We start from the raw sequence: 25,617 nt of genomic DNA on the forward strand, positions 1-25,617 counted from the left end.
TGGTCGCTTTCGTTAATCGAGCCAACAACTTTCGGGATAATCGACGCGCAGCAAGTATAGCCCATGCGCCGGCGCCGTCATCCCGCCGATGGTGCGGTCTTTGGCGGCCAGCACTTCGGCGACCCACTCCGGCGGGCGCTTCCCCTTGCCCACCTCGACCAGCGTCCCGACGATGATCCGGACCATGTTGTACAAGAAGCCGTTCGCTTCGACTTCGATCGCAATCTTGTCGAACTCGTGCCGCTCGCTTTTCAAGACTTCCAGGTCGTAGACGTGGCGAACGGTCGAAACTCGCTCGGAACCGGCCGCTTCAAAGCTGGCGAAGTCATGCTCGCCAATCAGATGCTGGGCGGCGGCCTGCATCGCGTCGAAGTCGAGTTCCTTCTTCACGAACCAGGCGTACTGCCGCGAGAAAACGTCGTTGACCCGCCCTTCCTGCACCAGGTAGCGATAGCGTTTTTTGATGGCGCAGTCGATCGCGTTGAAATGGGACGCGGCGTTCCGCGAGCTGCGAACGACAATGTCGGCCGGCAGTTCCGCATTGAGCGCTCTTCGCAACACGTCGGCCGACAACTTCGACTCGGTCCGAAAGCTGACGACCTGGCCGATGGCGTGAACGCCGGAGTCGGTTCGCCCGCTGCCGGTGACGCGGATCTTCTCGCCGGTGATCGAAAGGAGCGCCGTTTCGATCGACTCTTGAATCGTCGGCTGGTCGTTTTGAATTTGCCAGCCGGCGTAGTTGGTCCCGTCATAAGAGACGACCAGTTGCACGGTTCGCTCAGACATCTGCGTCTCCCAATTGGAGACGCATGACACTAGCCCGCAGCGCAAGCGAGGGAATGTGCCTGGCTACTTCGAACCACGTAAGCGACGCCAACCGCTTTCCCTCGCTTGCGCTGCGGGCTAGTGTTGGACTGGATTGCGGCCGTGAGGCAGCCACCGCGTTACACCGCGGCGGCCGAGTTGACCAGCAGTTCGGCGATTTGCACGGCGTTGGTCGCGGCGCCCTTGCGGAGGTTGTCGCTGACGCACCAGAAAGCGATGCCGTTTTCGCACGACAGGTCTTTGCGGATGCGACCGACGAAAACCCCGTCGTCTCCGCTGCAGCCGAGCGGCATCGGGTACTGACTGTTGGCCAGATCGTCGATCACCGTGATCCCCGGGAAGTCGCGGAAGAGTTGCGTCGCTTCGGCGGCGGTCAGCGGCTTTTCGGTTTCGACCAGGATGCTTTCGCTGTGGCAGTTGGTGACCGGAACGCGAACGCAGGTCGGACAGACCTGGATCGATTCGTCGCCGAAGATCTTGCGGGTCTCGTAGACCATCTTCATTTCTTCGGAGGTGTACCCTTCATGCTTCAAGCTGCCGATCTGCGGGATCAGGTTGAACGCGATCGGGTGGGCAAACGCCTTGCGGCTGTATTCATGACCGTCGAGCGAAGCCCGCGAGCTGTCGATCAGTTCAGCCTGGCCGGCGACCCCTGCTCCGCTGGTCGCTTGATAGGTCGAGACGACGACGCGGCGAATTTTGGCGGCTGCATGCAGCGGCTTCATCGCAACGACCATCTGGGTGGTCGAGCAGTTGGGGCTCGAGATCAAGCCCTTGTGGTTCTTGATCGCTTCCGGGTTCACTTCCGGCACGATCAGCGGGACGGTTTCGTCCATGCGCCAGTAGCCGCTTTCGTCGATGACGACGCAGCCCCGCTCAATCGCCCAGGGAGCGAATTCCTTGGCGGTTTCGTCCGGGGTGCTGCCGATCACCAGATCGAGACCGGTGAACGCATCCGGAGTCAGTTCGACGACGGTGTGCTCTTCGCCTTTGAACGTCAGCTTCGTGCCTGCCGAACGTTTGGATGCGAGGAACGTGATCGTCTTGTAGGGAAAGTTTCGTTCTTCCAATAGCTGGCGAATGATACTACCTACGGCCCCGGTGGCCCCGACGATTCCAATGTTCTCGTACACCATCAACTCCTGTGGCGAAATTGTTTTGTTTCAGTCCCCTACCGCGGCACGTGCGGACAGGACAAACCCGCATTATAGCGAGTTTTCAACTGACAGTTCAATCCTGCCCAGGGTTCGCAGACCGAACCCTGGGGGGAGGAATTCGTAGAAAGGAGCGGCGAAAAAACGCCTATCCGCTTACTCCGTAACGAGATCCCCCAACAGCTGAATCTGGCCGACCCAGATGTTGGTCCCAGTGTACTTGGGAGATTTCAGCTCGGTTTCGGGGTCTTTCAGGCGGAAAGCGACCGGCTGGCGGTCGGGCTGCTCGGCATCGAGCTTGATCGTGACCGTGTGAACGGCGGTCGGATCGAGGTCGTTGGCCACCTTCAGCAGGGCGAGCCGATGGTAGGTGCAATAGCTGTCGAACCGGGCGACCAGCTTGTCGCGGGTCTTGCCGTCGACGGTGACGCTGACCTGGCCCCCGTTGGGGCCAAGCAGGTCGTACAGTTGGGCCAGCGAACCGCGGAACTTGAAGGTCAGCTCGCTCCCCGGCTCGCTCGCGTGCCAGATTTGGCCGAGCCGATTGCCGAAGCTCTTTTGCAGCTGTTCCGTATTGGCCAGTTTCTCCCAGTTCCCTTTCAGCATCGACGGCTGCAGCGGAATCATCTTGGCCGCTTCCCAGTTGTCGGCGACGAACGGAGTCGCGAGCTTCGCCGCATGATCGACCGGCGGCAGGTCTATCATCTGTTCGACCGCGGCGGCGACGTCGCCGGCGTACAGGTCATGCCCGCCATCGAGCGGGTGAACGCCGTCGGTCGAAAACTGGATCACGCCGTCGGCCGGCTTTTCGGCCGATTGGAAAACGAGGGTCCCCTCCCCTTCCCGCTTCACGACGTCAACGCAGAAGTTGACCGACGGGATGCCGTAATGCTCGGCCAGCATTTCATCGGCCGCAGCGGCTCGCGAGCACATGCCGCGGCGGGTCGGTTCTTCGTAGCCGACCTTGAAGGTGTAGACGAAGCAGATGTCGGTTTCGGGGTTCGCTTTCCAAGTCTGGCGAACGATCCCTTCCATCGCTTTCCAGATTTGCTCCGGCTGCGCGCCGCCGTCGTTGACCGAAAACTCCACGAACAGCAGGTCGGGCTGGTACTGCAGGGCGTCATGCTGAACGCGGAAGACCCCCAGATCGCTGCCGGTGCCGCCGATCGCCGCATGGATTTCCTCGACCTTGGCTTTCGGGAATTCCTTTTGGAACCACTCGCGGGTTTTGACGCGCCAGCCATTGGCCGCGGTGATCGAACCGCCGAGATAGGCGATCTTCACCGGTTGACCGGCGTTCAGCTTCTTCAGGACGTTCCCCAGTCCGTCGCGCGGGACGACCTTCTTGGCCGGCTGTTCTTCGTAGATCGGTTCGACCGCAGCGTACTTCACGACGAAGTTGACGATCGGCGTCGGATCTTCCAGGCCGTGCGGGTGATGGCCGATTCCCGGTTTGGCGATCAGCTCGATGGCGCCGCCGAGCTTCTTATAACGTTCGGCGATCACGCCGGTGTTTTCGTCCCACGGGACGACGTCGTCGGCGTCTCCGTAGACGTGCAGCAAAGGAATGCCGGCCTTGGCGAGCGGCTCCAGCTTGTCGACCGGGTTCTGGTCGTAGGCGAGCGCTTCCGCTTCGTCGGCAAAGCCATAGACTTCCAGCGTCCGCTTCCATTCGCCGGCGCTCCCCTTCCCTTTTCCTTTGCCGCCGGGCCAGCTTTTGAAGTCGCAGACCGGCGCGTCGCCATAGATGCAGGCAACCTTCTCTGGATTAGCGGCGGCCCAGTTGTAGGCGTACAAGCCGCCGCGGCTCAGTCCAGTCAGGGCCGGCTTTTTCGCCAAGCCGTACTTCTCGGTCAGCTCTTTGTAGAGCGCGTTCCAGTGGGCGACCGCGGTGGGCGAGCCGAGCATGTTCGGCACGTGCATGTAGACGATGTGGAAGCCCTTGTTGAGGAGCATGACGTCCGGTTCGGTCTTGTGGCCGAAGAACTCGCCGTGCCAGAGCCACGGATTGCCCGCCGCCGCTTCTTTCGGCGTGACGACGGTCACCTGCTTGCCGTCGACTTCAAAGTCGTAGCGGTCGAAGCCTTGGTATTGGCTCTTCTTTCCAGAGAACTGCGGCGCGGCGATCGCTGATGTCGCAAAGAGAACGAGCAGCGCAAACGAGCAGAGTGCGTTTCGGATCATGTCGGATGTTTTCAGGGGGGAAGTAACGGCGGGGCGAACAAGCATTCAGACCTTCTATCATGGTCGACCCGCGGTGGGGTCGCAATCAGCGGTCTAAAGGAGCCATCGTAAGCCGGGAGCCGACTTATTCTCCCCCCCTCCCCTGCCCCGCCGTTGTTTCGCCTATGGCCAAACTAACGGGGAAATCGCTCGCCTAAGTTGGCCGCGCCTTAGGCGAGAATCTCGTTCACGACGCGGCCATGGACGTCGGTTAGGCGGAAATCGCGTCCCTGATGGCGGAAGGTGAGCTTCTCGTGGTTGATCCCCAAGAGGTGCAGCATCGTCGCATGGAAGTCATGGACGTGCATGACGTCTTCGACCGCGTTGTACCCCAGCTCGTCGGTCTTGCCGTATTTGAGACCCCCTTGGATTCCGCCGCCGGCCATCCAGATCGAAAACCCTTTGATGTGATGGTCGCGGCCGTTCCCTTGCGCCATCGGAGTTCGCCCGAACTCTCCACCCCAGACGACCAGCGTGTCGTCGAGCATGCCGCGGTTCTTCAGGTCGGTCACCAAGGCGGCTGACGCTTGATCGACTTCCGAGGCGCAAATCTGCATGCTTCGTTCGATGCCGCCGTGATGGTCCCAGCCGCGATGATAAAGCTGGATGAACCGGACGCCGCGCTCGGCCAAACGCCGCGCCAGCAAGCAGTTCGCAGCGAACGTGCCGTCGGCGCCCTTGGTACCGTACATGTCGAGAATATGTTGCGGCTCGCCAGAGACGTCCATCAAGCTCGGGACGCTCGTCTGCATCTTGAACGCCAGTTCGTACTGCGCGATCCGAGTTGCGATCTCGGGATCGTCGAGGGTTGGTTGCCGCAGCGCGTTCATCTGGTTCACCGCGTCGACCACGTCCCGCTGGCGTCCCGCGGTAATCCCTGGCGGGTTGTTCACATACAGAACCGGATCGCCGGCCGAGCGGAACTCGACCCCTTGATAACGGCTCGGCAAGAAGCCGCTGTGCCACTGCCGAGCGGCGATCGGTTGAGCCTGGCCCCCTTTGCCGATTGACGTGAGGACGACGAAGCCGGGCAAATCGTCCGCTTCGCTTCCCAGGCCATACTGCACCCATGATCCCATCGATGGACGCCCGGAGATCGACGTTCCGGTGTTCATGAAGGTGTGGGCTGGATCATGATTGATCTGTTCGGTCACCATCGAATTGACGATGCAGAGCTGATCGGCGATTGCTCCCATTTTCGGGAAGAGGGAGACAATCGATTGGCCCGACTCGCCGTAACGATTGAAGTCGAATCGCGGCGCAAAGCACTTCAGCTTTTGTCCTTGCAGCTGGGCGATCGGCTGTCCCTTGGTGAACGATTCCGGCATCGGCTGACCGTCGAGACGTTTCAGCTCCGGCTTTTCGTCGAAGGTCTCCAGGTGCGATGGTCCGCCTGCCTGGCAAAGGACGATCACCCGCTTCGCCTTCGGGGCGAAGTTGGGAAACGCGCCCGATGCGACTTCCGCCTGGGCCGCCGGCGAGTTTAGCAGCGACGCGAGCGCGACTGAACCGAGTCCAGCCATTCCTTGCCCTAGAAAGGTGCGTCTCGTTTGTCGCAAGGCCGCTTCGTCGTGGAAAAACATAGGAAATCGCCTAATGGGAATGATTCGAACGTAGCTTCGAGCTGGTTGGCGTTAGTAACGCGTGATGGTCTCGTGCAAATTCAACAAGACGCGACTGACCGAAATCCAAGCGGCCAGCGCCACTGGATCGGTTCCTTCAGGCGGTTGGAACTCGCCAACCGAGAGCAACTCTTTGGCCGACTCGGGATTGTCCGCATACTGCTGCAAATGTTTCTCATAAACGCCGAGCAGAATCTTCGCTTCTTCTTCCGTCGCATCGCGCTGCTGGACGGCCTGCATGCCGAAATTGATTTTGGCTTGCGGCGAATCGCCCCCTTCCTGCAGCAGGCGGACGGCTAATGCCCTGGCCGCTTCCACGTAAGTGGGATCATTCATCAGCACGAGCGCCTGCTGCGGCGTGTTGGAGATGTTACGGCGCACGGTGCATTCTTCCCGCGTCGGCGCGTCGAACGCGGCCAAACTCGGATGAAGGTAGGTGCGCTGCCAATGCGTATAGAGCCCGCGACGGTAGAGACTATCTCCTTTGTCGCGTTGGTATTCCCGTTTCGGGAAATTAAGGTGCGACCAATACCCGGCCGGCTGGTAAGGACGGACGCTTTCGCCCCCGATCGTTTCGACCAGCAGTCCGCTCGCCGCGAGCGCGTTGTCGCGAATCATCTCGGCCGGAAGTCGCCGCGCCGACTGGGCTTCGAGCAGCGCGTTGGCGTGGTCTTTCTCTTTTTGGCCGGCGGTGCGGACCGAAGAGCGCTGATACGCTTCCGACTCGGCGATCAGTTGCATCATATGCTTCACATCCCAGCCGCTCTCGATGAACTCGGTCGCGAGCCAATCAAGCAGTTCCGGGTGACTCGGGAACGCTCCCTGCGAGCCAAAGTCGTCGGCCGTCGCGACCAGGCCGCGGCCGAACATCAGTTGCCAAAGGCGATTGACGAAGACGCGGGCCACCAGCGGATTGCGGCGATCGATCAGCCAGTTGGCCAAGTCACGACGCGTCGCTCGCTGGCCGTTGGTTTCCAGGTCGTAGCCGAGGAAGCCGGGGATTCCTGGCTCCACCTCTTCGCCGCTATCGTCGAGCCAATTCCCACGCGGCAAGACGCGCATCGTGCGAGGTTGCGTCGATACGGAGACGAGCGTCGTCGTGATCGCGTCGGCCAGCTCTTGGCGTCGCTTCGTTTTGTCGGCGAGTTCCTTGCGAACGTCATTCAGCCGAGGAGCGATGGTGCGATAGAAGGTCGCTAACTCTTGCCGCTGCTGGTCGCTCCGTTTTTCATTGGGGAGCGCGACGATCTCGCGAATCTGGTGAGGAACGCCGGAGTCTTGGCCGGCGACGATTGGCCGCGGAGCGTCGATCAGCGAAATGCGAAAACGTCCGATCGCGTGACTGCTGCCGTAGGTGTGCTTCATCGTCAGCGTGAGCTTGCTCTCCGGCGTCAGCGCCAGATCATCCTTCAGTTCAAAGACCGCTTCGTTCGCTTTGCCGATCGCCGGCAAGGCGGCCCAGCCATCTTTCTCATCCTTCGAGAGCAAGCCAGCGACCGGCCAACCATCTTGCGAATGTGTCGCCGTCGCCGCTTGGAACTCTACCGGCTTGCCGTCGAGTTGGAGGTCGAAACCATTCAGCACGAAGTTGCCGTTCCCCGCTCGCCCTGGACCTTTGACCGGTAGCGAATCGTCCGGCATCACTTCCAGGCGAATCGCCGTCACCTTCGGAACCTCCAGTGAGAATTCCAGTTCATACGTCGGTTTGTCAGGATTGGCGCCGGTCGCCAAGACCGAACCACCCTCCAGCTTCCGCCACGTGACTTGGGGATTTGATTTCAGATTGGTCGGTTCGACAACTCGCCATGATGCAGCGGCCGGAAGTTCCGCTTCCCATTTGCTCTGATCGCTCGCGAGTTCCGGCGTCGGCGTCTCCAGCGTTTGCTTGAGCTTCGCGATCTCGTCGTCAAGCTTCTGCAAATCGCTCGTTTGCGACGGTGTGGGGACGGCGATCTTCGGTCCCCAATCGCTGGTCCGGCTGCTGCCGCTGTAGACCCCCTTCTCCGTCAGATCGGCGAAGAAGGCGGCGAATTGGTAGAACTCTTTGATGGTGTAGGGATCGAACTTGTGATCATGGCACTCGCAGCACCCCATCGTAGCGCCGAGCCAGACGACGCTTGTCGTCCGGACGCGATCGGCGGCGTACTTGGCGAGATACTCCTTCGCCTGAGCGCCCCCTTCGGCGGTGATCATATTCAAGCGGTTGTAGCCAGAGGCGATCTGTTGCTCTTGCGTGGCGTTGGGAAGCAAGTCGCCGGCGAGTTGTTCGATTGTGAACTGATCGAACGGCTTGTTCTCGTTGAACGATTGGATCACGTAGTCCCGATACGGCGACATGCTCCATTCCTGGTCGCCATGAATCCCGACCGAGTCGGCGTAACGAACCAGATCTAACCAATGGATCGCCATCCGTTCGCCGAAACGCGGCGACGCGAGCAGCTTCTCCACCAGTTTGGCGTAAGCCTCCTCCGACGGATCGGCTTCAAACGCGGCGACTTCCTGGGGAGTTGGCGGCAGGCCGGTCAAATCGAAGTAGAGGCGGCGGATCAGCGCCCGCGGCGTCGCTTTCGCCGCCGGTTCGATTCCTTGCTCAGCAAGTCGCCGGTCAATAAAGTAGTCGATCGGCGTGGCGCTCTGGACTTCGGGCACGGCGGCGTGCTGGGCCGGTTTGAACGACCAATGTTCGTCGTACTTGGCGCCCTGGGCGATCCACTTCCGTACCAGGTCGACCTCTTGCGGCGAAAGCCGCGGCCGGTTTGATGCGGCCGGCGGCATTTGTACATCCGCGTCGTCGCTTGTGAGGCGAGCGATCAGTTCGCTCTCGTCCGGTTTCCCGGGGACGATCACGCTGTCGATCGCCGACTCGCGTGCGTCCAACCGGAAGTCGGCTTTGCGCGTGTGTTCGTCCGGGCCGTGGCACGTATAGCAACTGTTCGACAGCAGCGGCTTGATGTCGCGGGTGTAGTCGATCGCGGCCGAAGCGGGATCGGCGCCGCTGGCCCACGTCACTGGGAAGAGGGACGCAATCAACGCGATCAGTAGGCTGGCAAAGCGATTCATGCGGGGCGCGATCATGCTGGAAGGTGGGGTGGGCGAAGAGGATGCCGGCGGGGGAAAAGTACCGGATTGGCCCAGTGGGGTTCGGGCTGACTCCTTGCCTCAAATTAATGGGAGAAGACGGCTCAGGCAAGCGAAAAAGGGAGGCCGTCAACGTTCGTTCGCACGGTCAGTCGCGGCCCAGAAGCAGGCGATCCTCACTACAATGATCCGTAGCGAGCTAGAAAGTTTGTTCGCCGCAAAGTCGAATCGCTAGGTTGGTGAAAACCGGGCAATCTAGTTTTTGGGCCGGGAACCAACCGGCCGAATCGAGCGGTTTGACCTACCCCCCGAGAAAAGAGTAGGCTGTTTAGTTCGATTCCGAAGAATCGCCGGCCCTTCCCTGCTGCTGGCGATTCCTTTTTGATGGATCGCAGGGTGCTAGCTAGTTACGGATGGTGTCGGGGCGCCGGTAATGGAAACGACTTCAAAGGGAACGCGCGAGCAGCTCCTCGCCACGATGCGGCAATATTGGGGCTACGAGGGATTCCGCCCGCTCCAGCTCGAAGCGATGGAGTCGGTGCTGGAAGATCGGGACTCGGTCGTCGTCATGCCGACCGGCGGCGGGAAGTCGCTCTGCTACCAGGTCCCTGCCCTCTGCAAGCCGGGCTTGGCGGTCGTCGCTTCGCCGCTGATCTCGCTGATGAAAGACCAGGTCGACGCACTTACCGCGTGCGGCATTCCAGCGGCTTGTCTGAATAGCACGATCACCGCCGAAGAACGCCGGCAGATCGCCGCCGACGTCCGCAGCGGCGCCATCCGAATCTTGTACCTGGCGCCGGAACGGCTTCTAAGCGAGCGGATGCTCGAATTCCTCTCCGGCGTCGAAGTCTCTTTCTTTGCGATCGACGAATCGCACTGCATCAGCGAATGGGGACACGATTTCCGCCCTGAGTATCGCATGATGAACATGCTGAAAGAAACCTTCCCCGGCGTCGGCGTGCATGCCTACACCGCGACGGCGACCGAGCGCGTTCGCGACGATATCGCGCAGCAGCTCGGCCTGATCAATCCCGAGATGTTGGTCGGCTCGTTTGATCGGCCGAACCTCAACTATCGCATCGTCCGTCGCGGCGATCGCTTCTCCCAGATCCACGAGGTGATCGCGCGGCATCCGAACGAGTCAGGCGTCGTCTACTGCATTCGCCGCGCTGACGTCGAATCGATCGCCGAACAACTTAACTCGGTCGGCGTCAAAGCCCTTCCCTACCATGCCGGCCTGAGCGACGAAGAGCGGCAAGCCAATCAAGACGCGTTCATCCAGGAGCGGACCGATGTGATTGTCGCGACGGTCGCCTTCGGGATGGGGATCGACAAGTCGAACGTCCGCTACGTCGTACACGCCGGCATGCCGAAGTCGCTCGAAAGTTATCAGCAGGAAAGCGGTCGCGCCGGCCGTGATGGGCTGGAGGCGGAATGCGTCATGCTCTATTCGAGCGGCGACCTGGTGACCTGGAAGCGGATGCTGGGCGACTTGCCCGATACCGCCCAGCAAGCGGCGATGCATTCGCTCGATGCGCTCGATCACTTTTGCATTGGGACCGAATGTCGCCACCGGATGCTCGTCAGCTACTTCGGCCAAGAGCTGGAAGCGGAAGAGTGCGAAGCGTGCGACGTTTGTCTCGGCACGGTCGACCTGGTCGAAGATGCGACCGTATTGGGACAAAAGATCCTGAGCTGCATCTTACGCACCGGCGAACGCTTTGGCGCCGATCACAACGCGAAGGTCCTCTGCGGGTCGCGCGATAAACGCGTGCTGGAGCTTGATCATGACAAGCTCAGCACCTATGGCCTGCTGCAAAGCGAGAACCTGCGCAGCGTTCGGATGTGGATCGAACAACTGGTCGGTCAACGTTTTCTGGCCAAGGTGGGCGAGTACAACGTGCTGAAGGTGACCGAATCGGGACGCGTGTTGTTGCGCGGCGAAGCGTTGCCGAAGTTGACCAAGCCGGACGCCGCCGAGCGCGCCGAGAGTCCGAAGCGAGCTCGCAAGCTCGACGACTGGGAAGGCGTCGATCGCGGGCTGTTCGAGTCGCTGCGAACGCTCCGTCGCGAAAAGGCGGAAGCGGCCGGCATTCCCGCCTACATCGTCTTCGGCGACAGCTCGCTCCGTGAAATGGCCCGTCATCGCCCCTCATCGCTTGAGCGTTTCCGTTTGATCAAAGGGGTCGGCGAAAAGAAGTGCCAGGATTACGGCGAAGCGTTCACGCAGCACATCGCCGACTATTGCAGCCAGGAAGGGCTGACCGTCGACGCGATGGATACCGAAGTGATCGTCGCTCCGAGACGCGAGCCGCCAAAGAATCAGGCGCCGGCCCTGAAGGACGCCTTCGCTCTCTTCTCAAAAGGGCAAACCGTACTGGAAGTCGCCAACATCATCGGCCGCGCCGAGTCGACAGTGCAAGGTTACTTGGAGCAATTCATCCGCGAAGAAAAGCTGGAAGATCCCACCGCCTGGGTCACCGGCGAAACGTCGCGCCGCGTGGAAGAAGCGATCGAAGAGTGCGGCGCCCGAGCTTTGCGCCCTATTTACGAATACCTAAACGAAGAAGTCTCGTACGAAGAAATTCGGATCGTCGCGGCATGTTTGCAGAATCGCTCTCTGTAATTTCTCCGCAGGTTTTCCCGCTTCTTGCATCGTCCTCCGCGAGACCCGATCATGGTAAGGTCCGCCGATACGCCGGATTCCAGTATCGGAAGATCTAGCCTTTCTACGGAACTTGGGGAGTAGCATGCAAACGAGAGTCGACCGAAACGCCCCACTTTTTTTCGCTTTGTTCGCGCTCTGCGTGGTTCTCTCGTTAAACGTTTCTGCCGTAAACGCTGCTGACTACGAGTTGGCGTTCTCAACGTATCTGGGTGGGAAGAACTGGGAGCACGCTCGCGACATTTGCGTCGATCAGGCCGGAAACGTTTATGTTGTCGGTGGGACCGTGTCGGATGATTTTCCTACGACCGAACAGGCGTTTCAACGTAAGCAAGACAAGACGGGAGACAAGGTCAGCAGCGGCGGGTATTGTGACGCGTTCGTCTGCAAGTTTAGTCCAGAAGGACGCTTGCTCTGGTCAACGCTGCTCGGCGGTCCAAACTATGATCGGGCGTATGCGGTCGAAGTTGGCGTCGATGGTTCTGTTTATGTCGCGGAGCGCGGCGGGCCAGGCTTTCCTGTCACCGAAGGAGCGTTTCAAACGACGTTCCAGGGGGCGAAGCAAAGCATCTACGGCATGCAGAATGGCTTTGTTGTGAAGCTGAAACCGGATGGCAGCGACCTTGATTGGGCCGCCTATGTGGGAACGAACTGGCTATGTCGCGATTTGGCGATCGATGAGACCGGCGACGTTTACTTGCCGCTCGACTTTATAGGAAGCGGTCCTATGCCGCCAGCTTCCTGGTTTGGCAGCGCGTATCAAAAGCAGCCTTCCGGCGGCGCTGAGGTTGGCGCTTTAAAAGTAGCCGGCGATGGCAAATCGGTTCTCTGGGCTACTTGGTTTGGAGGGTCAAAAGATGAAGTCGCCAATTGCGGTATTCGCGTTGATCCTGAGAAGAATGTCTTCTTAAACTTTACGACCGATTCACCCGATGTGCCGACGACCGACGGAGCGCACGATCGCACGCACCATGGAAAGCATGATGCGTTCATCGCGAAACTTTCCCCGGATGGGAGGAAGTTGATCTACGGAACCTATTTTGGCGGCAGTGGTGAAGAAGAAGGAAACAGTACTCACAATCTTGCCGTCGATTCCTCGGGTAACGCCTATCTGGCGACGTCAACGACTAGTCATGACTTGCCGGTAACGAGGGGAGCGTTTCAGGCGAAACACGCCGGCGGAGAACGGGATGTCGTCGTGGCGAAGTTTTCCCCTGCCGGCGCGCTGATTGGATGTACGTATATCGGCGGTACTGCGAATGATGGGATCGATGGCGTCGATTCCGACGATCAGGGGAACGTCTTTTTTACTGGCAGCACTTCGTCTCGCGACTTCCCCACGACGGACGGCGCATTGCAAGCGGAACTAAGCGTTCCAGACGATGCAATCCTGGTCGTCTTGTCCGCGGATTTCGCTCAGTTGAACTTCAGTACTTTGATGGGAGGATCAAACTACGACAGTGGTCGTTGCGGATGTCTCGATCAGCAAGGAAATCTCTACGTTTCTGGATCGGTCAACGGGCCAGGCTGGCCGCTGAAGAACGCCTATCAACCGCAATTCGCCGGCGGCGGTGGTGGTCAAGAGTTGTGTTACAAAGGAGGCTGTTACGCTGGCGATGTGATTATCGCTAAGTTTCAAAAACGAAGCGAATAGCTCGATCAAGTCAACGCGGAAATGTTTGCTCGCACCGCATCGGCCGAACGCTGAAACGCCGCTTGCTCCTCTTCCGATAGCTTGGGCCGTAACACTCGGGTCACCCCTCCCCTGCCGATCACGGCCGGCAAGGATAGGCAAACGTCGCGCACTTCTAAAAAGCCGTCGATCAATACGCTCACCGGCATTGTATGTTTCAGGTCATAGACGATGCTGTCGACGATCGACATCGTCGCCAGCGCAATGCCGTAACTGGTGTGCCCTTTCAGCGTCGAGACGTCGTAGCCCATCGAGACTGTTTGGCGGAAGAGCTTGGCCGACATGTCGCTAGGGTAGAACCGCTCGCCGCCGGTCATCGCCAGCGAGTGGGCGGCGAACTGGGTGTCGCCATGTTCTCCCAGGATGTAGGCCCGGATGTCGTCAGGATGAATGCCGAGTTCTGCGGATAGTAGAGCGCGGTAGCGGACGCTGTCGAGGAGCGTGCCGGTGCCGATCACCCGCTCCGGCGGATAGCCCGTCAGCTTGATCGCCGCATAGGTCAGTGCGTCGACCGGATTGCTGACCATGATCAGAATCGCGTCGGGACTGACGGTGGCCAGTTGCGGGAGCCAATCTTGGAGGATCGCGTAGTTTTCGATCGCCAGTTCGGTCCGCTTCCGCGTCGGGGAACCGTAGGGAACCGAGGCGGTGAAGATCAGGATGTCGGACCCGCCGGAGTCGGCGATCTGACCGGCCCGGATCCGCATGTTGCTGTTTTGCAGGGCGCTGGCGTTCGCCAAGTCGATCGCTTCCCCTTCGGCCTTCGCCAAATTGCGGTTCACCAACAGCAGTTCCGCGGCGAGCGGATTGATGGTCGCGGCGAAGGCGATCGCCGAACCGACATGGCCTGTACCGACGATGGTGATTTTCATGGGTGCGATCCTTCTGACGGAAACAGCTTAAGCGGGCGCCTCCGGGGCTACGGTCGATTGTCGAGTCGGCGCGGTCATTCGCCAACCTGCAAGAAAGAAAAAGCCGATGATCGGCAGGAAAATGTCGGCCCAGAACATCGTGCCGGCGTTGCCAGGGGCGAAGTTGTGATTTGCGACCATCTGGTAAACGTGCCCCGCGGCCGCGCCCCACATGAAACAGGCCGGCCCCAAGTTGGCCGCCAATCGAAGACCGAAGTCAGGGCAAAACGCGAGCAACCCCACCAGGCCGAACCCCAGACTCGCAAAACCAACCTCCAGCTGAAACGGACTATCGGCCCAGCCGATGAATCTGGCCGCGAACTCACCAAAGAAGACGTGCATCACGAAGTTGTAGATGTAGAAGAAGCCGACCGCACTGAGGCAGTAATAGGCGAGCAGCTTTTCAAAAACGACGTGCTTGGTCAGCGGTTTCGGCTGCCGGGAAAGCGAGATGGCCGAACAGATCAGCCCGACCACAAGGAACGTGATCGGGTAGTTGCTCAGCACCAGCCGCAGAATCGTTTCAATCATGTGCTCGATCCATTTCGCTTCACGAGAAATGTCCCTGAGGGGCGGGAAGTTGCATTTTGATTTCGGAAATGGCGGATTGACGCTCAGTTTCCGAGGTTGTCGAGGCAATTAAAGATACGACGCCCTTGAAGCGAACGTCGGACATATTAAGGAGCTGTGATGGGTATTCCGCGGTACCCCAAATTAGGAGCGTATACTTGTTGCGTCGGATCGCTCGCCAAGTAATCTCAAACGCCAGATCGCTCTCTCCGCCCATGAAGACCAACTATCTCTTGATCGACTACGAAAATGTGCAGCCGAGGACGTTGGCGCTATTGAATGGAGTATCGCCGCTGAAGGTCCGCATATTTCTCGGCGAGCAGCAGTCGAAAGTGCCGCTGGAATTCGCGAAGGAACTTCAGCAGCTTGGCCCTGACGCAGAATACGTTCAGATTTCGGGCAGTGGCGCCAACGCCGTGGATTTCCATATCGCATTCACCATTGGCGAGCTCTCACAGGTCGATCCCGAGGGACGCTTTTATGTGATCTCGAAGGACACCGGATACGATCCCCTGATCCCGTTCGCGAGGAAGAAAGGGATCCACGTCCATCGCAGCTGCGACATCGAGGATCTGCCAATGCTGAAGCAAGCCAGCGCGAAGGCTCGCTCTGATAAGATCGCGGTGATCGTCGAAAACTTGACCCCGCGCGGCGAATCTCGCCCGAAGAAGGTCAAAACGCTCTCCAGCACGATCAACTCGCTGTTTGAAAAGCGGCTGTCGAATACGGATCTCGTGAAGCTGATCGCGTCGCTCGAAAAAGAGGGACACATCTCCGTCGATGGGGAAAGCGTCAGCTACCCCGCGCAGCCGACGACCTAGTGCATCGACCGTTAAGCGGCGCATCGGCTGGCCCACCGCCAACGCGCCGCGATTGGCTAAATCAGGTCGACCTTCCGCTTTTGCCGGCGCGACTTGCGTTGGCATTCCAGGCACGTGCCGTTGACGATGAACTTGTGCCCGCTGACGCGGAAGCCATGTTCACGCGCGACGGCGTCACGCAAGCGGATCAGCTCTTCGCTGTGAAATTCCGACAGGTCGCCGCACTGGGTGCAGTAGAGGTGGTCGTGGTCGGGGTAGCCGTAATCGTGTTCGTAGACCGCCCGGCCGCCGATGTCCATCTTCCGCAGCAGTCCGGCTTCGACCAGTTCGTTCAACGTGCGATAGACGGTCGGCCGGCTCACCCGTTTGGGGCCGGCGTCACGCTGGGCGAGTTCTTCGATCAGCGCGTCGGCGTCGAAGTGTTCGTGCTTGGAGAAGACATGCTCAACCAGAATGCGACGAGGCTGCGTAATCCGCTTCCCTTTGGCCTGAAGATACTCTTCAAAGCGTTCCATCGGGGGAAGCGCGACGTCTACGCTGGTCAAAGCGTACGATTCGCTGGTGGGGGACTGCGACATGATGGTCTCGATTTGCGGTGGCGTTGCTAGCGAGCTTGTTGAGACAGTTTCACAACAAGCAATCTCGTTTAGCAGCACATAGTTACGTGAACGGGGTCTATGGGTAGTCTCAATAACGATTGTAGACCTGCGGCCGAGTTTTGCAAAGGCAACTCAGGCCCTGAGCGCGCAAAAAAACCGGCGTGACTTCCAAGTCGCGCCGGTCAGGAGACGTTAAGCGAGCGGTCCGGGGGGGACCGAAAGTTCAGCGATTTGCTGCGGATTAGCCGAATTCGTCCAGCAGACGTTCCAGAGCGATGTCGAGCTTGTCATCACTAAAGTACGTGCCGTCGGCGATTTGCGCCTTGATCTGGGCGACTTTGTCGGCGCGGATATCGGGCGTTTCCCGAACGCGGCTGACAATGTCGGCTTCGGCCGAAATGTCGAGCGAATCGACCGTGTCGAAGCGCGACGTCGGTTCCAGCGTCTGCGTAGCGCCACCGGCTCGGTGGGGACCGCTGATCGACTGAGCACCGTGCAAACTAGTTGGGCCGTTGATGTACATATAGCTTTTCCTACTCCCTTTTGGGCGCTGTGGAACCATAGGCCGCGTTTGCGGGCGACGGCTTCAAGTCCCGTTTCGTCCAGGCGATATTGACCGGAAAGTTGGAGGCCCCAGCTGGTCATTTGCCTGGGGAGCCAGGCAGTGACTGCTTCCGTACCTCAAAAATATAGTTCAAAGCTTGCCGCTGAGCGCCGCTTTCCGTGTCTAGCCGACAATCCGTGCGAAGCATCTGACTTCGCGGCTCGAGAATAGCGTAAGCACTACTCTCATCGACATGCTAGCACCGGCGTTTCATTGCAAATGGTTGGATTCTTGTTGTAACAGCTCGCGGGGAGGCTGCCGGCTGGCGAAAGTTTGTCGCCTTTCGGCATCACGTCGAACAAACGCCGCACCAGGTGCGGTTTCGCGGCGACGTCGCCGCTTGTTCATTTGTTCAGTTGCCCTGTCGTAACTGTTACGTCCCGACCCCAAACCCTGTTCGCGAATTTGGCGCCAAACGCTTTGAACCGATTATGCCGGTCGCCGTTTATAGGAAATGCCGCTCCGCGAATCAACGTCAACTGCGACCGACGCTCGGGAGGACTTGAGACGATTCTGCCGGCTATGACGAAAAAGTTTTCACGTCGTAGAGAATCTGCGTAAGTTGCGGTCTGTCGGGATATCTCCGGCCTTCCCAAGTGTCACGCGGCTAGCTTGCGCGCAGCCAGCAAAAAAACTTTCCAAAATTCTCGACCCTGTGTAGCAGTTGGGGATGCCGAGCCCCAATTTTTTCTGCAATCGCTTCCAACGCGATTGTCAACTTTACAATGACCCGTCTACACGAAGGTCGATTGCAGCTGGGGGTGTGGTTCGCCGCAAAGGCGGCGGCCAAAACGGAAAGGTCGAACCCTTTTCGTCTGCGAAACGTCCAATAGTTAGATGCGGACGTTAACCATTCAGCGGTGAAGGATCATCGCCTCCCAAGCTACAGGGATTCGTAGCGGACTTCCTTTGTTGAGGAGTTCGCAACATGGACGAACCTCTTATTGATCAGCTTCAGATTCGTCTTCTCGATAACCGGACGGGTGAAGAGCTTTTGGTTGGACTAGGTCCATACCTGGAGTTCGTGCACGATCTGGACGCCGAGTTGAACGAACTACGCCACGCATGGCGTCATTTTGAAACCGAACGGTCGCTATCGCGTCCTTTCGAACGCCGCTCCGCCGCCTTGGGCGAAGCGACCAACGATACCTTCTAAACCTAACCAAGAAACTCTGCGTCTAACGCGGAGCCGTCAGATAGGGGACGATCGAACTTCGATCGTCCCCATTTTTTTGCGCTTCCGCCGCTCCGCGAGCCGCATAGGCCCCTTTCACCAGCGGCAACCCTTCGGCCGGCTCTCCCAGGACCAGCGCCGATTGCGGCGCCGCCAAAGCCAGCAGCGCCGGCAAATCGCCATATTTGGCTCCGCCGGGGATGAACGACGCATCGCGGAAATCGAGCAGCTTGGCGAAACGGAAGCCGCCGGTCGCGATCACCGCGCGATCGAAGAGGGCCGGGTCTTCGGCCCGAGCCGCCGCCGCGATCACGCCGCAGTTGCCGACGCCGACCAGGTCGACATACTTGGCCGCGCGCTCATGCCCTCGCAAAAAGGCGCCGACCGCCAGCACATCGGCGACTCGATCGGCGAACAGCGTCCGGTTGTAACCATAGGTATAGCCGGCGAACTCCCGCGGGTTCTCCACGATCGGATTCAACTCCTCAACGCCGAATTCTCCTTGTCCCAGCAGATCGACGCCGACGACCGACGTTCCCTTCTCAACCAGCTGTTTCACCATCGGCGTCAGGTTGCCGTCGGCGCCATAGAGGCCCCCCTTCCCTGCCGGCGATAGCCACAGAACCGCCTGGCTGTTCCATTTCTCCGGATAGAGGAAGACGATCGGCAACTCGGTCTGCTGATCGCTGCCGGCGTTCTTCCGTAACAGTCCAGTGATCTGCAGGTAACCCTCCTTCGCCGTCTTGTCGGTCACTTCCAGTTGCAGCGCGTCGAAGGTCGGCGTCTTCGCGCCGATCAGCGACTTCCAGGCCCCGCCGACCACTTCCTGGAACTTGGCGAAGCTCGCTTCGTCGGTCGGCGTGAGCGCGGCGATCGCCTTGTCTGATTCGGTCTTCATGTCGTGCAGTAGCTTCCGCTCGTAGTCTTCCGAGCCAGCCTCCGGACGTGGATGCTGATCGTCCCAGACGGTCAGCTGGTCTTTCGTCAGCAGCGTGTAGTCGTGCTCGACGATCGGCGCTTTGATTCCGAGTCCAAAGGCGCGGCTGAAGATGTCGTACATCGGCGCTCGAGCGACGTTGTTGTAGTTGTGCGGAAAGTGGACGGCCGCGTGCAGCGAGACGTTCTTCGGAGCGCCGAGCTCTTCGTACAGCTTCTTCAGTTCGGGGAATCCCTTCGTCGCCATCTCCTTCGTCCAGTCGTCGGCCGCAGTCATCCCTTGCAGCTTCGGAGCGAACAGCGCCGCGAACTCGACGTTGCCGGTATCGATCCGCAGCATCGAGCAGTTCTCGCAGGTGCAGCCGCCTTGCATCGACGTCGAGACCATCACCGCCGGATACGAGGTAACAATGCGCGGATCGAGGGCCGCCAAGATCATGGTCTGCGTGCCGCCGCCGCTGGAACCGGTGACGCCGAGACGCTTCTGATCGACGTCGGGGAGCGACTCGAGGAAGTCGAGCGCACGGATCGAGTTCCAGGTTTGCAGTCCCATGATCGACTGCAGGTTCGCTTCGGCTTGCGGGCTGAACATCCCCCAGTTCTCGGTCGTGTTCATCTCAGGTCGCTGCTTGGCGAAGCCATGGGCCAGTTCACGCGAGAGCTGCACGCTGTCGGCGTAGCCGATCATGTCATACAGGAAGGCGACGCAACCCATGCGAGCTAATTGCACGCAGCGAGCTTGCAGCGGCGATCGGCCCCCTTCTTCAAAGCGTTCGCTGCCGCCGACCAGATCCTGCAGGATTCCCTCGGCGCCGCGGTCGTAGAAGCGACCGTCAGGCCAATGTCCGTGCGGACAGAGAACGGCCGGCACTGGGCCTTTGGCGTTCTTCGGGCGATAGAGACTGCCGGTAACGTAGAAGCCCGGCAGACTTTCAAAGTAAACCTTCTCGACCGTGTAGTCGTCGAACTCCAACTTGCCATGGACGACCGCGTTGAGCGGAGTCTTCGCCGGTTGCGGCCAGATGCCCAGGGCGACGCTCAGTTGCCGTTTCACCTCTTCGGCGCGAGCAGGCCACTGATCTTTCGCCGGAGGATTGAACGGAAAGTAGCCGTTCAGGTCTTTCGGCGGAGCGAGCCGATAATCGGCCGGCTTCGCCTCGGGGGCGAGCGCCTTGGGGGTTTGCGGCTCTTTCGGTGAGTCAGCCCACAAATTCGTGGCGATCGACAGCAACGATAGCGATACAATTACGGCGGAGAATCGAAACATGCGGCGAATCCTGGCGAAGTCGAAAAGCGGTGGGAGTCGATAAGAGAGAGGAAGGACGCGCGACGCAGATGGTCGCACGCGGAGGCTAACTAACAAGATGACCGACGGCGACCCTAAGATGCAAGCAGAATTTTGTACAATTGGCTCCCCTGCCCCGCCGGCGAAACGTAATTCGTGGGACAATTGGCCGACTTGTCCCGGGTGCGGCAAGCGACGAATGACCCACTGCCCTGCGTGCGGGGAAGCGTCCGAAGAGTTCTCCTTGGCGGCGTATCAATCGCAAGGGGCCGAACCCCCTCCGTCATCGCTGCCGATTCTCGATCTCAGCGACGTGCACGAATACCCGCTCTTGGTCTGCCCAACGTGCGACGATCATTTTCATCCGCAGTTCTATCAACAGTGCGCCTGGTGCGGACATGAGTTCGACGACGGTAAACGGGTCACGGTGACCCCGCCGATGCAGGCAATGTCGCGCCGCGAATGGTGGACGATCTTCGCTCTGGGAGCGATCGCGATTGGAACCTTGATCTGGTTTGCGATCGTGCTGCGCAGGTAAACGTCGCGAGGCGACTTCGACCGGCTACGAACTGAGTAGCGTCGCCTTGGTCTCGGCGATTTCCTCAGAAAGCGGTACGGGCGACGGGACATAGTCCCAGGTCTGCCGCAACAACGTCGTCGCAGGATGTTCGCCGCGGAACTGTTCCTGCCACGACTCGGTGACCAGCAGGCAGATCAACATCAGCGTCGTGTGACGCGGACGTCGGCAAAACTGCCTCACAAGATTGCCAAAGATTCGCGGTCCGTTCTTCAGCGACATCATCTGGCGACGGACGTGGGCGAACCACTGTTCCGAGGTCAGGTGATAGTCTTCCGTTCCGTCGACTTCGCCCGATAGTCGAAAGTAGTCCTGTGCGCAACGTTCGAGTTGCTGGGGTTCGGGATAGAAGCCGCCAAACGTCTGTTGAATCATCGCATAGTGGAACTTTGGCGATCGCCATGCGAAGGCGAACGGAGACTTTTTCAGTTCCGCGAACGTTGGGACAGGCGTACGGTCATTGCAGTGAATAATGGTCGTCGCAAATCGCCGCGACGGCGATGCAGGATCGATCAGGCGATGGCAAATGCGAAACAGCTCGCGATAGATTTGATCCGCCCGGCCGGCGATGATGTCGTCAGGATGGACGAAGTGTTCGGCCGATCCGTTGGCGATCACCGCGTCAAACTGTTCGTTCCACTCTTCGCCCATGTTGCGATAGTTGAGCAAGCGGACGTCCAGGCCGTTAGCAAGCCCGCGCTCGACCTGCGGTGGCGAGACCGAGATCCCAACGCCATGGGCGCCGCGATCACGCGCCGCTTCCAGCAGCGTTCCGTAGCCAAACCCAATGTCGAGAATTCGGGACCCTGCCTGACAGTGGACCTGGTCCAATAGCCACTCGACCTGGTTACGCTGCGCCTGCTGGTAAGAACCCGTCGGATCGCCGTGGTACATTCCCTCGGTCAGATCCCGCAGTCCACAAGCGGGAAAGACGCAGTCAAAGAAATCGTAACATTCCTTGACCGTTTTCCGCGTTTTCGCCGGCGCGCTCGCCGATGTCTCGTCGACGTTTGGTGACATAAGACGCCTCCGAATGAGATGCTGCGATCCCGGAGTACTACGCGCATTCTAACGCCGCCAATGGTCGCCAACAAAGCGCCGAGCGAATCGTTTTTTTCACATCACGGCAGGCGAATGAATAGCGCCAAGGTTGGAATTGCGCCGGGAGGGGCGAGGAATTTGAAGCTCGCGTGGCCGCTACGCGCCAGGGCGATTCGCCAGCGCCGTCCACACTTCTTCAAACTGGCGATTGAAGTCGGCGTCGACTTCGATCGACTTTTGCAGCACTTTCGCGTCGACGGCGATTTCGCGGGCTCGCTTGTAATCTTCCATGCGATACAAGCAGATTGCCTGGCCGGCGGCGCCAAACGCGCGAGCTTCCGTTTCTGAGCTGTCCTGCGAAGCGAGTTCGCGAAAGATGCGAAGCGCTTTGGCGTAGTTCTCGGCGCCACCGCGGTTCATCAGGATCGTCGCTTCCTGTTTCATCGCTTTCAGCGTCCAAGCTTTGGCGTCGGCGCTCGACTCGAGCGGAAAGTATTGGCCGACGCTATGAAACGCTTCCGGGGAACCGTCCATCATGGCGCGATAGAACTGCTCTTCGGCCGAGCCATGATTGGGGAACTCTTCGCTGGCGAGCGGACGATCCGGCTGCAGCAGCGGCGCTTCGCGACTCGACCAGGCGAGCGCCGCTCCCAGCCCAAAGCAGAGGAGCACCAAGGCGATCGCCCCAATCCACATGCGAGCCGCAGCGAAGTGCTTGCCCGAGCGGCCGGCGATCTTCATCAACCGATCCAGTTCCCGCGTGGCAGCGGAGCGATCGCCGATTGCGGCCAGTTCCGGCATCGACCAGTCGTGGACGCCGCCCCCTAGCTTGTCAGGACCAACCGCCTCCAAAACCTCACGCAACTCTTGCAGCAGTTCCGAGGCGTTCTGTTGACGTTTCTCCGGCTTCTTGGCGAGCATCTTGTGAATGACGCGCGTCAATTGCGGCGGTAGGTCTTTGCGAAGCGTTTCGAGCCGCGGCGGTTCGGTCTGCAGATGTTGCACCGCAACCGCTAGCGCCGTGTCGCCGTCGAACGGCGGACGACCGGCGAGCAGATGGTAAATCGTCACGCCGAGCGAGTAGATGTCGCTGCGGGCGTCGACCTGCTTCCCTTCGACCTGTTCGGGACTCATATAAAGCGGCGTACCAAGCGTCACGCCGATCTCGGTCAGGTTCAGCCCTTCGCCGTTCTGGCTGACGACGCGCGAGAGGCCGAAGTCGGCGACCTTCACTTCGCCCGAAGCGGTGATCAGGACGTTCTCAGGCTTGATGTCGCGATGGACGATCCCCTGCTCCGCCGCTTTGATCAGCGCGGCGGCGACCTGCCGTAGAATGGCGAAGCCCGCTTTGGCGTCGACCGAGCCGGTCTTGCCGGTCAGTTGCTTCAGCGTCTGACCGGGAACGTACTCTTGTGCGATGAAGTGAATGCCGTCGATGCAGCCGACTTCAAAAATCTGGACGATGTTGGCGTGCGTCAGCGCCGCGGCCGCTTGGGCTTCGCGGTGAAACCGTTTGACGTACGACTCCTGCTGCGCCAGCGACGGCAGCAAGATCTTCAGCGCGACCTGCCGTTTCAGGCTGGTCTGTTGGGCCAGATAGACCTCAGCCATCGCTCCACGACCCAGCCGCCGCAGCACTTGATAATCGCCCAGCGACTTACCTGTAAGGTCATTCGTCGTGGCGAAGGCGGATGGTGAGGAATCGGCCATGAGGGGTCCGGGTGGTGAGTTGACGGCAACCTAGATTCAGTATGGGCGGCGTTGTCCGGTTAGGCAACCAACGGGCAAATCCGTTGCGGGGAAGCGGCCAGCTACAAGTGTGCCTCTGGCGGAGGGGTTTTGCGCGAATCTTCCGGTTTCTCCGGCGGCATTCGCTGACGGAGCCATTCGTCCGAGACGAACCGCCGCAAGAGGGATCGCAAACTGACCCGCAGCGCCGAATTCACCTCTTCATTCACTTCGCCGGCGACCCCAACGAACTCGACTTGGCTAAAGCCGTTCCAGGTCAGCCACAGCCCCCATTGATATCGTGACGCGGAGGCGTTGATTCGTTCAGCGACGCGCAGCGCCCAAAACGCGCCGAAGCTGTCTCGAAAGTCGAGCCAGACGCGGTCTTCGGGGCGAGTTGCGTGACTCTTGGGAGGCCAAGCGATCACCGTCAGGAAGATCGCTGTCAGGAGGAGCAGTATCGCCAGGCAAGCTCCGCCGGCCGCAAGCCCGACGCCAATCCCCGGCAGATGTTTCGCCAACAGGAGCGTTTGCGACGTCCCGAGCAGAATCGCCGTCATGCAAAACCGCGTTGGTCCGTTGTTCAGCAAGCCGGCGACAATCAGAACGAACAGCAGCCAACTGCGGACCCAATGAAGCGACAATTCGCCGCCGCGTCCCAGGGCGAGCTGTTCGCCGACCGGCATCATCAGCACCGCCCATAGCGTGACGACGACCCATTGCCAGGCGACGTTCTGCGGGCGTTTGGCGCCGAGCTGGGCGATCTGCGGGCAGAAGAGGGTCATGCCGGCGGCGAAGCGGAGCGAATCGCGAAACGGAACGGGATAGCCGGCCGAGACCGCCAGCCCGATCCAGGTTTCGACCCCGGTCACCGCCAGCCAGGCGATCAGCACCCACCACCAAGGCGCAACCAGGGTCGTACCGTCGAGCACGCGACGACGCGAAGCCAACAGCAAGACGCCGACGATACCGGACAGCATCGCCGTCAGGCCGGTAACGACGCCTGGCTGAATATCCCCGAGAGTCTGCAAAATCGGCATATTGCGGTCCCGCACACGGCTGCCTGTCGCCGCCGCATTGCGACCGCGAGCCCATCTGATCGTAGCACCAACTGCTTCTGCGAACAAAGGATAGAACGATTCTCAGGTCGCCGCCAATTCGCAATTTCTCCAAAAATCAACGTGATGCGTTTGCACAACGCAAGTCGTGAGCAATGTTTCTCCTGAGCGACGCTCTCGCCTGCCTGTTTCCCAACTTGGGATCGCGGCGATATCGATGCGATTCGCTGCGATGCACTGAATTGAATGGAGATTGATCAATGAACGGTAAAGCCTGGAGCTCGCTGCTCGGCGTCATGATCTTCGCCTCGCTCGGTTACGCCGGCGGCTGGGGCGAAATGTCCGGATCTGCCGGCGCCGATTGCGGCTGTGCGACTTCGCCCGCGTGCGGTCATGGTTGCGGTCTGAACTGCGCCAACGTCTGGGACGGCTACTGTGCCCCGCCGGCTTGCGGTACGCGGATTCATAGCCGTTATCACTGGTTCGCTCGTCCGTCGACTTGCGGCTGCGGTTCGACCTGTGCGACCGGAACCTGCTGCGATCAGTATCCGATGTGCGATTGCAATGGTCCCCACTTTGAACGCGTCTGCGAGAAGTGCCCGAGCTGCCTGAAGATGTTCCGCGGCTACAACAGCTACAGTTCGCAAGGTTGCTCGACCTGCGGTCAGTCGGGGACCCGCATGATTCAGCTCGGCTATCCGACCGGTTACGAAGTCGAAATGATGCCGGCCTCCCAGGTGATGCCAACCAAAGAAGCGAAGCTGATCTCGCCGGGTTACCGCGCGACGCTGCCGAACTAGGTCGAAGCCGCTTTCAGGCGAATTCGCCGCAACAACTCAGAGCAACGTGAAGGGGGCGTCTTCTCTCCAAGGCGCCCCCTTCTCTGTTTCTTGGCGCCTCAAAGTTCCGACTCCCTTGGTGGAGGCTTTGTCGCTACAGACGTTGCTAGCACTATTTTCCGAAAATTCGACTTCAGAAGCGATCGTTTTATCGCCGATGATTAAAAGCAGAAATAAGCCGGGAGGACGAAATGCAAGACGCGTTTCGTTTGAA

General features: G+C 59.8%; 19 protein-coding genes. 6 read left to right on the plus strand and 13 right to left on the minus strand.

The window, feature by feature from the left end; genetic code table 11:
* Nucleotides 1-12: 12 nt before the first annotated feature.
* From truA to LOC68_RS24500, 5 genes are all read right to left on the minus strand, one after another.
* Complete coding sequence (gene truA, locus LOC68_RS24480) at nt 13-786, minus strand: tRNA pseudouridine(38-40) synthase TruA (protein ID WP_230223752.1); 774 nt, start codon at nt 784-786, stop codon at nt 13-15.
* Nucleotides 787-944: 158 nt separating this feature from the next.
* Complete coding sequence (locus LOC68_RS24485) at nt 945-1,958, minus strand: aspartate-semialdehyde dehydrogenase (RefSeq protein WP_230223753.1); 1,014 nt, start codon at nt 1,956-1,958, stop codon at nt 945-947.
* A gap of 177 nt (nt 1,959-2,135) precedes the next feature.
* The gene (locus LOC68_RS24490) at nt 2,136-4,163 is read right to left on the minus strand and encodes a GDSL-type esterase/lipase family protein (protein ID WP_230223761.1); all 2,028 of its coding nucleotides are present in this window, start codon (nt 4,161-4,163) and stop codon (nt 2,136-2,138) included.
* A gap of 209 nt (nt 4,164-4,372) precedes the next feature.
* Complete coding sequence (locus LOC68_RS24495) at nt 4,373-5,785, minus strand: DUF1501 domain-containing protein (RefSeq protein WP_230223762.1); 1,413 nt, start codon at nt 5,783-5,785, stop codon at nt 4,373-4,375.
* Between the two features lie 51 nt (nt 5,786-5,836).
* The gene (locus LOC68_RS24500) at nt 5,837-8,884 is read right to left on the minus strand and encodes a PSD1 and planctomycete cytochrome C domain-containing protein (RefSeq protein WP_230223764.1); all 3,048 of its coding nucleotides are present in this window, start codon (nt 8,882-8,884) and stop codon (nt 5,837-5,839) included.
* A 451-nt stretch (nt 8,885-9,335) separates the two neighbouring features.
* Here LOC68_RS24500 and recQ point away from each other — a divergent pair, with 451 nt between their 5' ends.
* The gene (gene recQ / locus LOC68_RS24505; protein WP_230223766.1) at nt 9,336-11,528 is read left to right on the plus strand and encodes a DNA helicase RecQ; all 2,193 of its coding nucleotides are present in this window, start codon (nt 9,336-9,338) and stop codon (nt 11,526-11,528) included.
* Nucleotides 11,529-11,709: 181 nt separating this feature from the next.
* Nucleotides 11,710-13,221, plus strand: a complete 1,512-nt coding sequence (locus tag LOC68_RS24510) for an S-layer protein (protein WP_230223768.1) — start codon at nt 11,710-11,712, stop codon at nt 13,219-13,221.
* Nucleotides 13,222-13,226: 5 nt separating this feature from the next.
* Here the strand turns inward: LOC68_RS24510 and LOC68_RS24515 are convergent, their stop codons facing one another.
* A complete protein-coding gene (locus LOC68_RS24515; protein ID WP_230223776.1) occupies nt 13,227-14,132 on the minus strand; it encodes a lactate/malate dehydrogenase family protein in 906 nt (301 codons plus the stop codon).
* Between the two features lie 27 nt (nt 14,133-14,159).
* Nucleotides 14,160-14,702 carry a DUF6790 family protein gene (locus LOC68_RS24520; RefSeq protein ID WP_230223780.1) on the minus strand — a complete coding sequence of 181 codons (543 nt, stop codon included), beginning with the start codon at nt 14,700-14,702 and terminating at the stop codon, nt 14,160-14,162.
* Between the two features lie 254 nt (nt 14,703-14,956).
* On the opposite strand from LOC68_RS24520, the gene LOC68_RS24525 reads away from it, so the two are divergent.
* Complete coding sequence (locus LOC68_RS24525) at nt 14,957-15,562, plus strand: PIN domain-containing protein (RefSeq protein WP_230223782.1); 606 nt, start codon at nt 14,957-14,959, stop codon at nt 15,560-15,562.
* 56 nt (nt 15,563-15,618) lie between these two features.
* Here the strand turns inward: LOC68_RS24525 and LOC68_RS24530 are convergent, their stop codons facing one another.
* Together LOC68_RS24530 and LOC68_RS24535 are read right to left on the minus strand one after the other, a co-directional pair.
* Nucleotides 15,619-16,140: a Fur family transcriptional regulator gene (locus LOC68_RS24530; protein WP_230223784.1), complete on the minus strand. Its 522-nt coding sequence runs from the start codon at nt 16,138-16,140 to the stop codon at nt 15,619-15,621.
* Between the two features lie 262 nt (nt 16,141-16,402).
* Complete coding sequence (locus LOC68_RS24535) at nt 16,403-16,684, minus strand: flagellar biosynthesis anti-sigma factor FlgM (protein WP_230223792.1); 282 nt, start codon at nt 16,682-16,684, stop codon at nt 16,403-16,405.
* 1,009 nt (nt 16,685-17,693) lie between these two features.
* Here LOC68_RS24535 and LOC68_RS24540 point away from each other — a divergent pair.
* Entirely contained in the window at nt 17,694-17,921 is a 228-nt protein-coding gene (locus LOC68_RS24540; protein ID WP_230223794.1) for a hypothetical protein, read from the plus strand.
* A 22-nt stretch (nt 17,922-17,943) separates the two neighbouring features.
* On the opposite strand, the gene LOC68_RS24545 is transcribed toward LOC68_RS24540, so the two are convergent.
* The gene (locus LOC68_RS24545; RefSeq protein WP_230223796.1) at nt 17,944-20,142 is read right to left on the minus strand and encodes an acetylxylan esterase; all 2,199 of its coding nucleotides are present in this window, start codon (nt 20,140-20,142) and stop codon (nt 17,944-17,946) included.
* A 217-nt stretch (nt 20,143-20,359) separates the two neighbouring features.
* On the opposite strand from LOC68_RS24545, the gene LOC68_RS24550 reads away from it, so the two are divergent.
* On the plus strand, nt 20,360-20,698 hold the full coding sequence (locus LOC68_RS24550) for a hypothetical protein (protein ID WP_230223798.1): 339 nt from the start codon (nt 20,360-20,362) through the stop codon (nt 20,696-20,698).
* Between the two features lie 24 nt (nt 20,699-20,722).
* On the opposite strand, the gene LOC68_RS24555 is transcribed toward LOC68_RS24550, so the two are convergent.
* From LOC68_RS24555 to LOC68_RS24565, 3 genes are all read right to left on the minus strand, one after another.
* Complete coding sequence (locus LOC68_RS24555; protein WP_230223800.1) at nt 20,723-21,757, minus strand: SAM-dependent methyltransferase; 1,035 nt, start codon at nt 21,755-21,757, stop codon at nt 20,723-20,725.
* Nucleotides 21,758-21,934: 177 nt separating this feature from the next.
* Nucleotides 21,935-23,488, minus strand: a complete 1,554-nt coding sequence (locus LOC68_RS24560; protein WP_230223802.1) for a serine/threonine-protein kinase — start codon at nt 23,486-23,488, stop codon at nt 21,935-21,937.
* A 101-nt stretch (nt 23,489-23,589) separates the two neighbouring features.
* Nucleotides 23,590-24,546: a hypothetical protein gene (locus tag LOC68_RS24565; RefSeq protein ID WP_230223804.1), complete on the minus strand. Its 957-nt coding sequence runs from the start codon at nt 24,544-24,546 to the stop codon at nt 23,590-23,592.
* Between the two features lie 278 nt (nt 24,547-24,824).
* Between LOC68_RS24565 and LOC68_RS24570 the strand changes: the two genes are divergently transcribed.
* Nucleotides 24,825-25,364 carry a hypothetical protein gene (locus tag LOC68_RS24570; protein WP_230223812.1) on the plus strand — a complete coding sequence of 180 codons (540 nt, stop codon included), beginning with the start codon at nt 24,825-24,827 and terminating at the stop codon, nt 25,362-25,364.
* Nucleotides 25,365-25,617: the final 253 nt, after the last annotated feature.

This window comes from Blastopirellula sediminis (genome assembly GCF_020966755.1).
GTDB lineage: Bacteria > Planctomycetota > Planctomycetia > Pirellulales > Pirellulaceae > Blastopirellula > Blastopirellula sediminis.

Bases quoted from the DNA above. Each gene is read 5' to 3' on its own strand.
- truA (WP_230223752.1), bottom strand. From the start codon at position 786: ATGTCTGAGCGAACCGTGCAACTGGTCGTCTCTTATGACGGGACCAAC.
- LOC68_RS24490 (WP_230223761.1), bottom strand. From the start codon at position 4,163: ATGATCCGAAACGCACTCTGCTCGTTTGCGCTGCTCGTTCTCTTTGCG.
- LOC68_RS24495 (WP_230223762.1), bottom strand. From the start codon at position 5,785: ATGTTTTTCCACGACGAAGCGGCCTTGCGACAAACGAGACGCACCTTT.
- LOC68_RS24500 (WP_230223764.1), bottom strand. From the start codon at position 8,884: ATGAATCGCTTTGCCAGCCTACTGATCGCGTTGATTGCGTCCCTCTTC.
- recQ (WP_230223766.1), top strand. From the start codon at position 9,336: ATGGAAACGACTTCAAAGGGAACGCGCGAGCAGCTCCTCGCCACGATG.
- LOC68_RS24515 (WP_230223776.1), bottom strand. From the start codon at position 14,132: ATGAAAATCACCATCGTCGGTACAGGCCATGTCGGTTCGGCGATCGCC.
- LOC68_RS24520 (WP_230223780.1), bottom strand. From the start codon at position 14,702: ATGATTGAAACGATTCTGCGGCTGGTGCTGAGCAACTACCCGATCACG.
- LOC68_RS24525 (WP_230223782.1), top strand. From the start codon at position 14,957: ATGAAGACCAACTATCTCTTGATCGACTACGAAAATGTGCAGCCGAGG.
- LOC68_RS24530 (WP_230223784.1), bottom strand. From the start codon at position 16,140: ATGTCGCAGTCCCCCACCAGCGAATCGTACGCTTTGACCAGCGTAGAC.
- LOC68_RS24535 (WP_230223792.1), bottom strand. From the start codon at position 16,684: ATGTACATCAACGGCCCAACTAGTTTGCACGGTGCTCAGTCGATCAGC.
- LOC68_RS24540 (WP_230223794.1), top strand. From the start codon at position 17,694: ATGGACGAACCTCTTATTGATCAGCTTCAGATTCGTCTTCTCGATAAC.
- LOC68_RS24545 (WP_230223796.1), bottom strand. From the start codon at position 20,142: ATGTTTCGATTCTCCGCCGTAATTGTATCGCTATCGTTGCTGTCGATC.
- LOC68_RS24550 (WP_230223798.1), top strand. From the start codon at position 20,360: ATGACCCACTGCCCTGCGTGCGGGGAAGCGTCCGAAGAGTTCTCCTTG.
- LOC68_RS24555 (WP_230223800.1), bottom strand. From the start codon at position 21,757: ATGTCACCAAACGTCGACGAGACATCGGCGAGCGCGCCGGCGAAAACG.
- LOC68_RS24560 (WP_230223802.1), bottom strand. From the start codon at position 23,488: ATGGCCGATTCCTCACCATCCGCCTTCGCCACGACGAATGACCTTACA.
- LOC68_RS24565 (WP_230223804.1), bottom strand. From the start codon at position 24,546: ATGCCGATTTTGCAGACTCTCGGGGATATTCAGCCAGGCGTCGTTACC.
- LOC68_RS24570 (WP_230223812.1), top strand. From the start codon at position 24,825: ATGAACGGTAAAGCCTGGAGCTCGCTGCTCGGCGTCATGATCTTCGCC.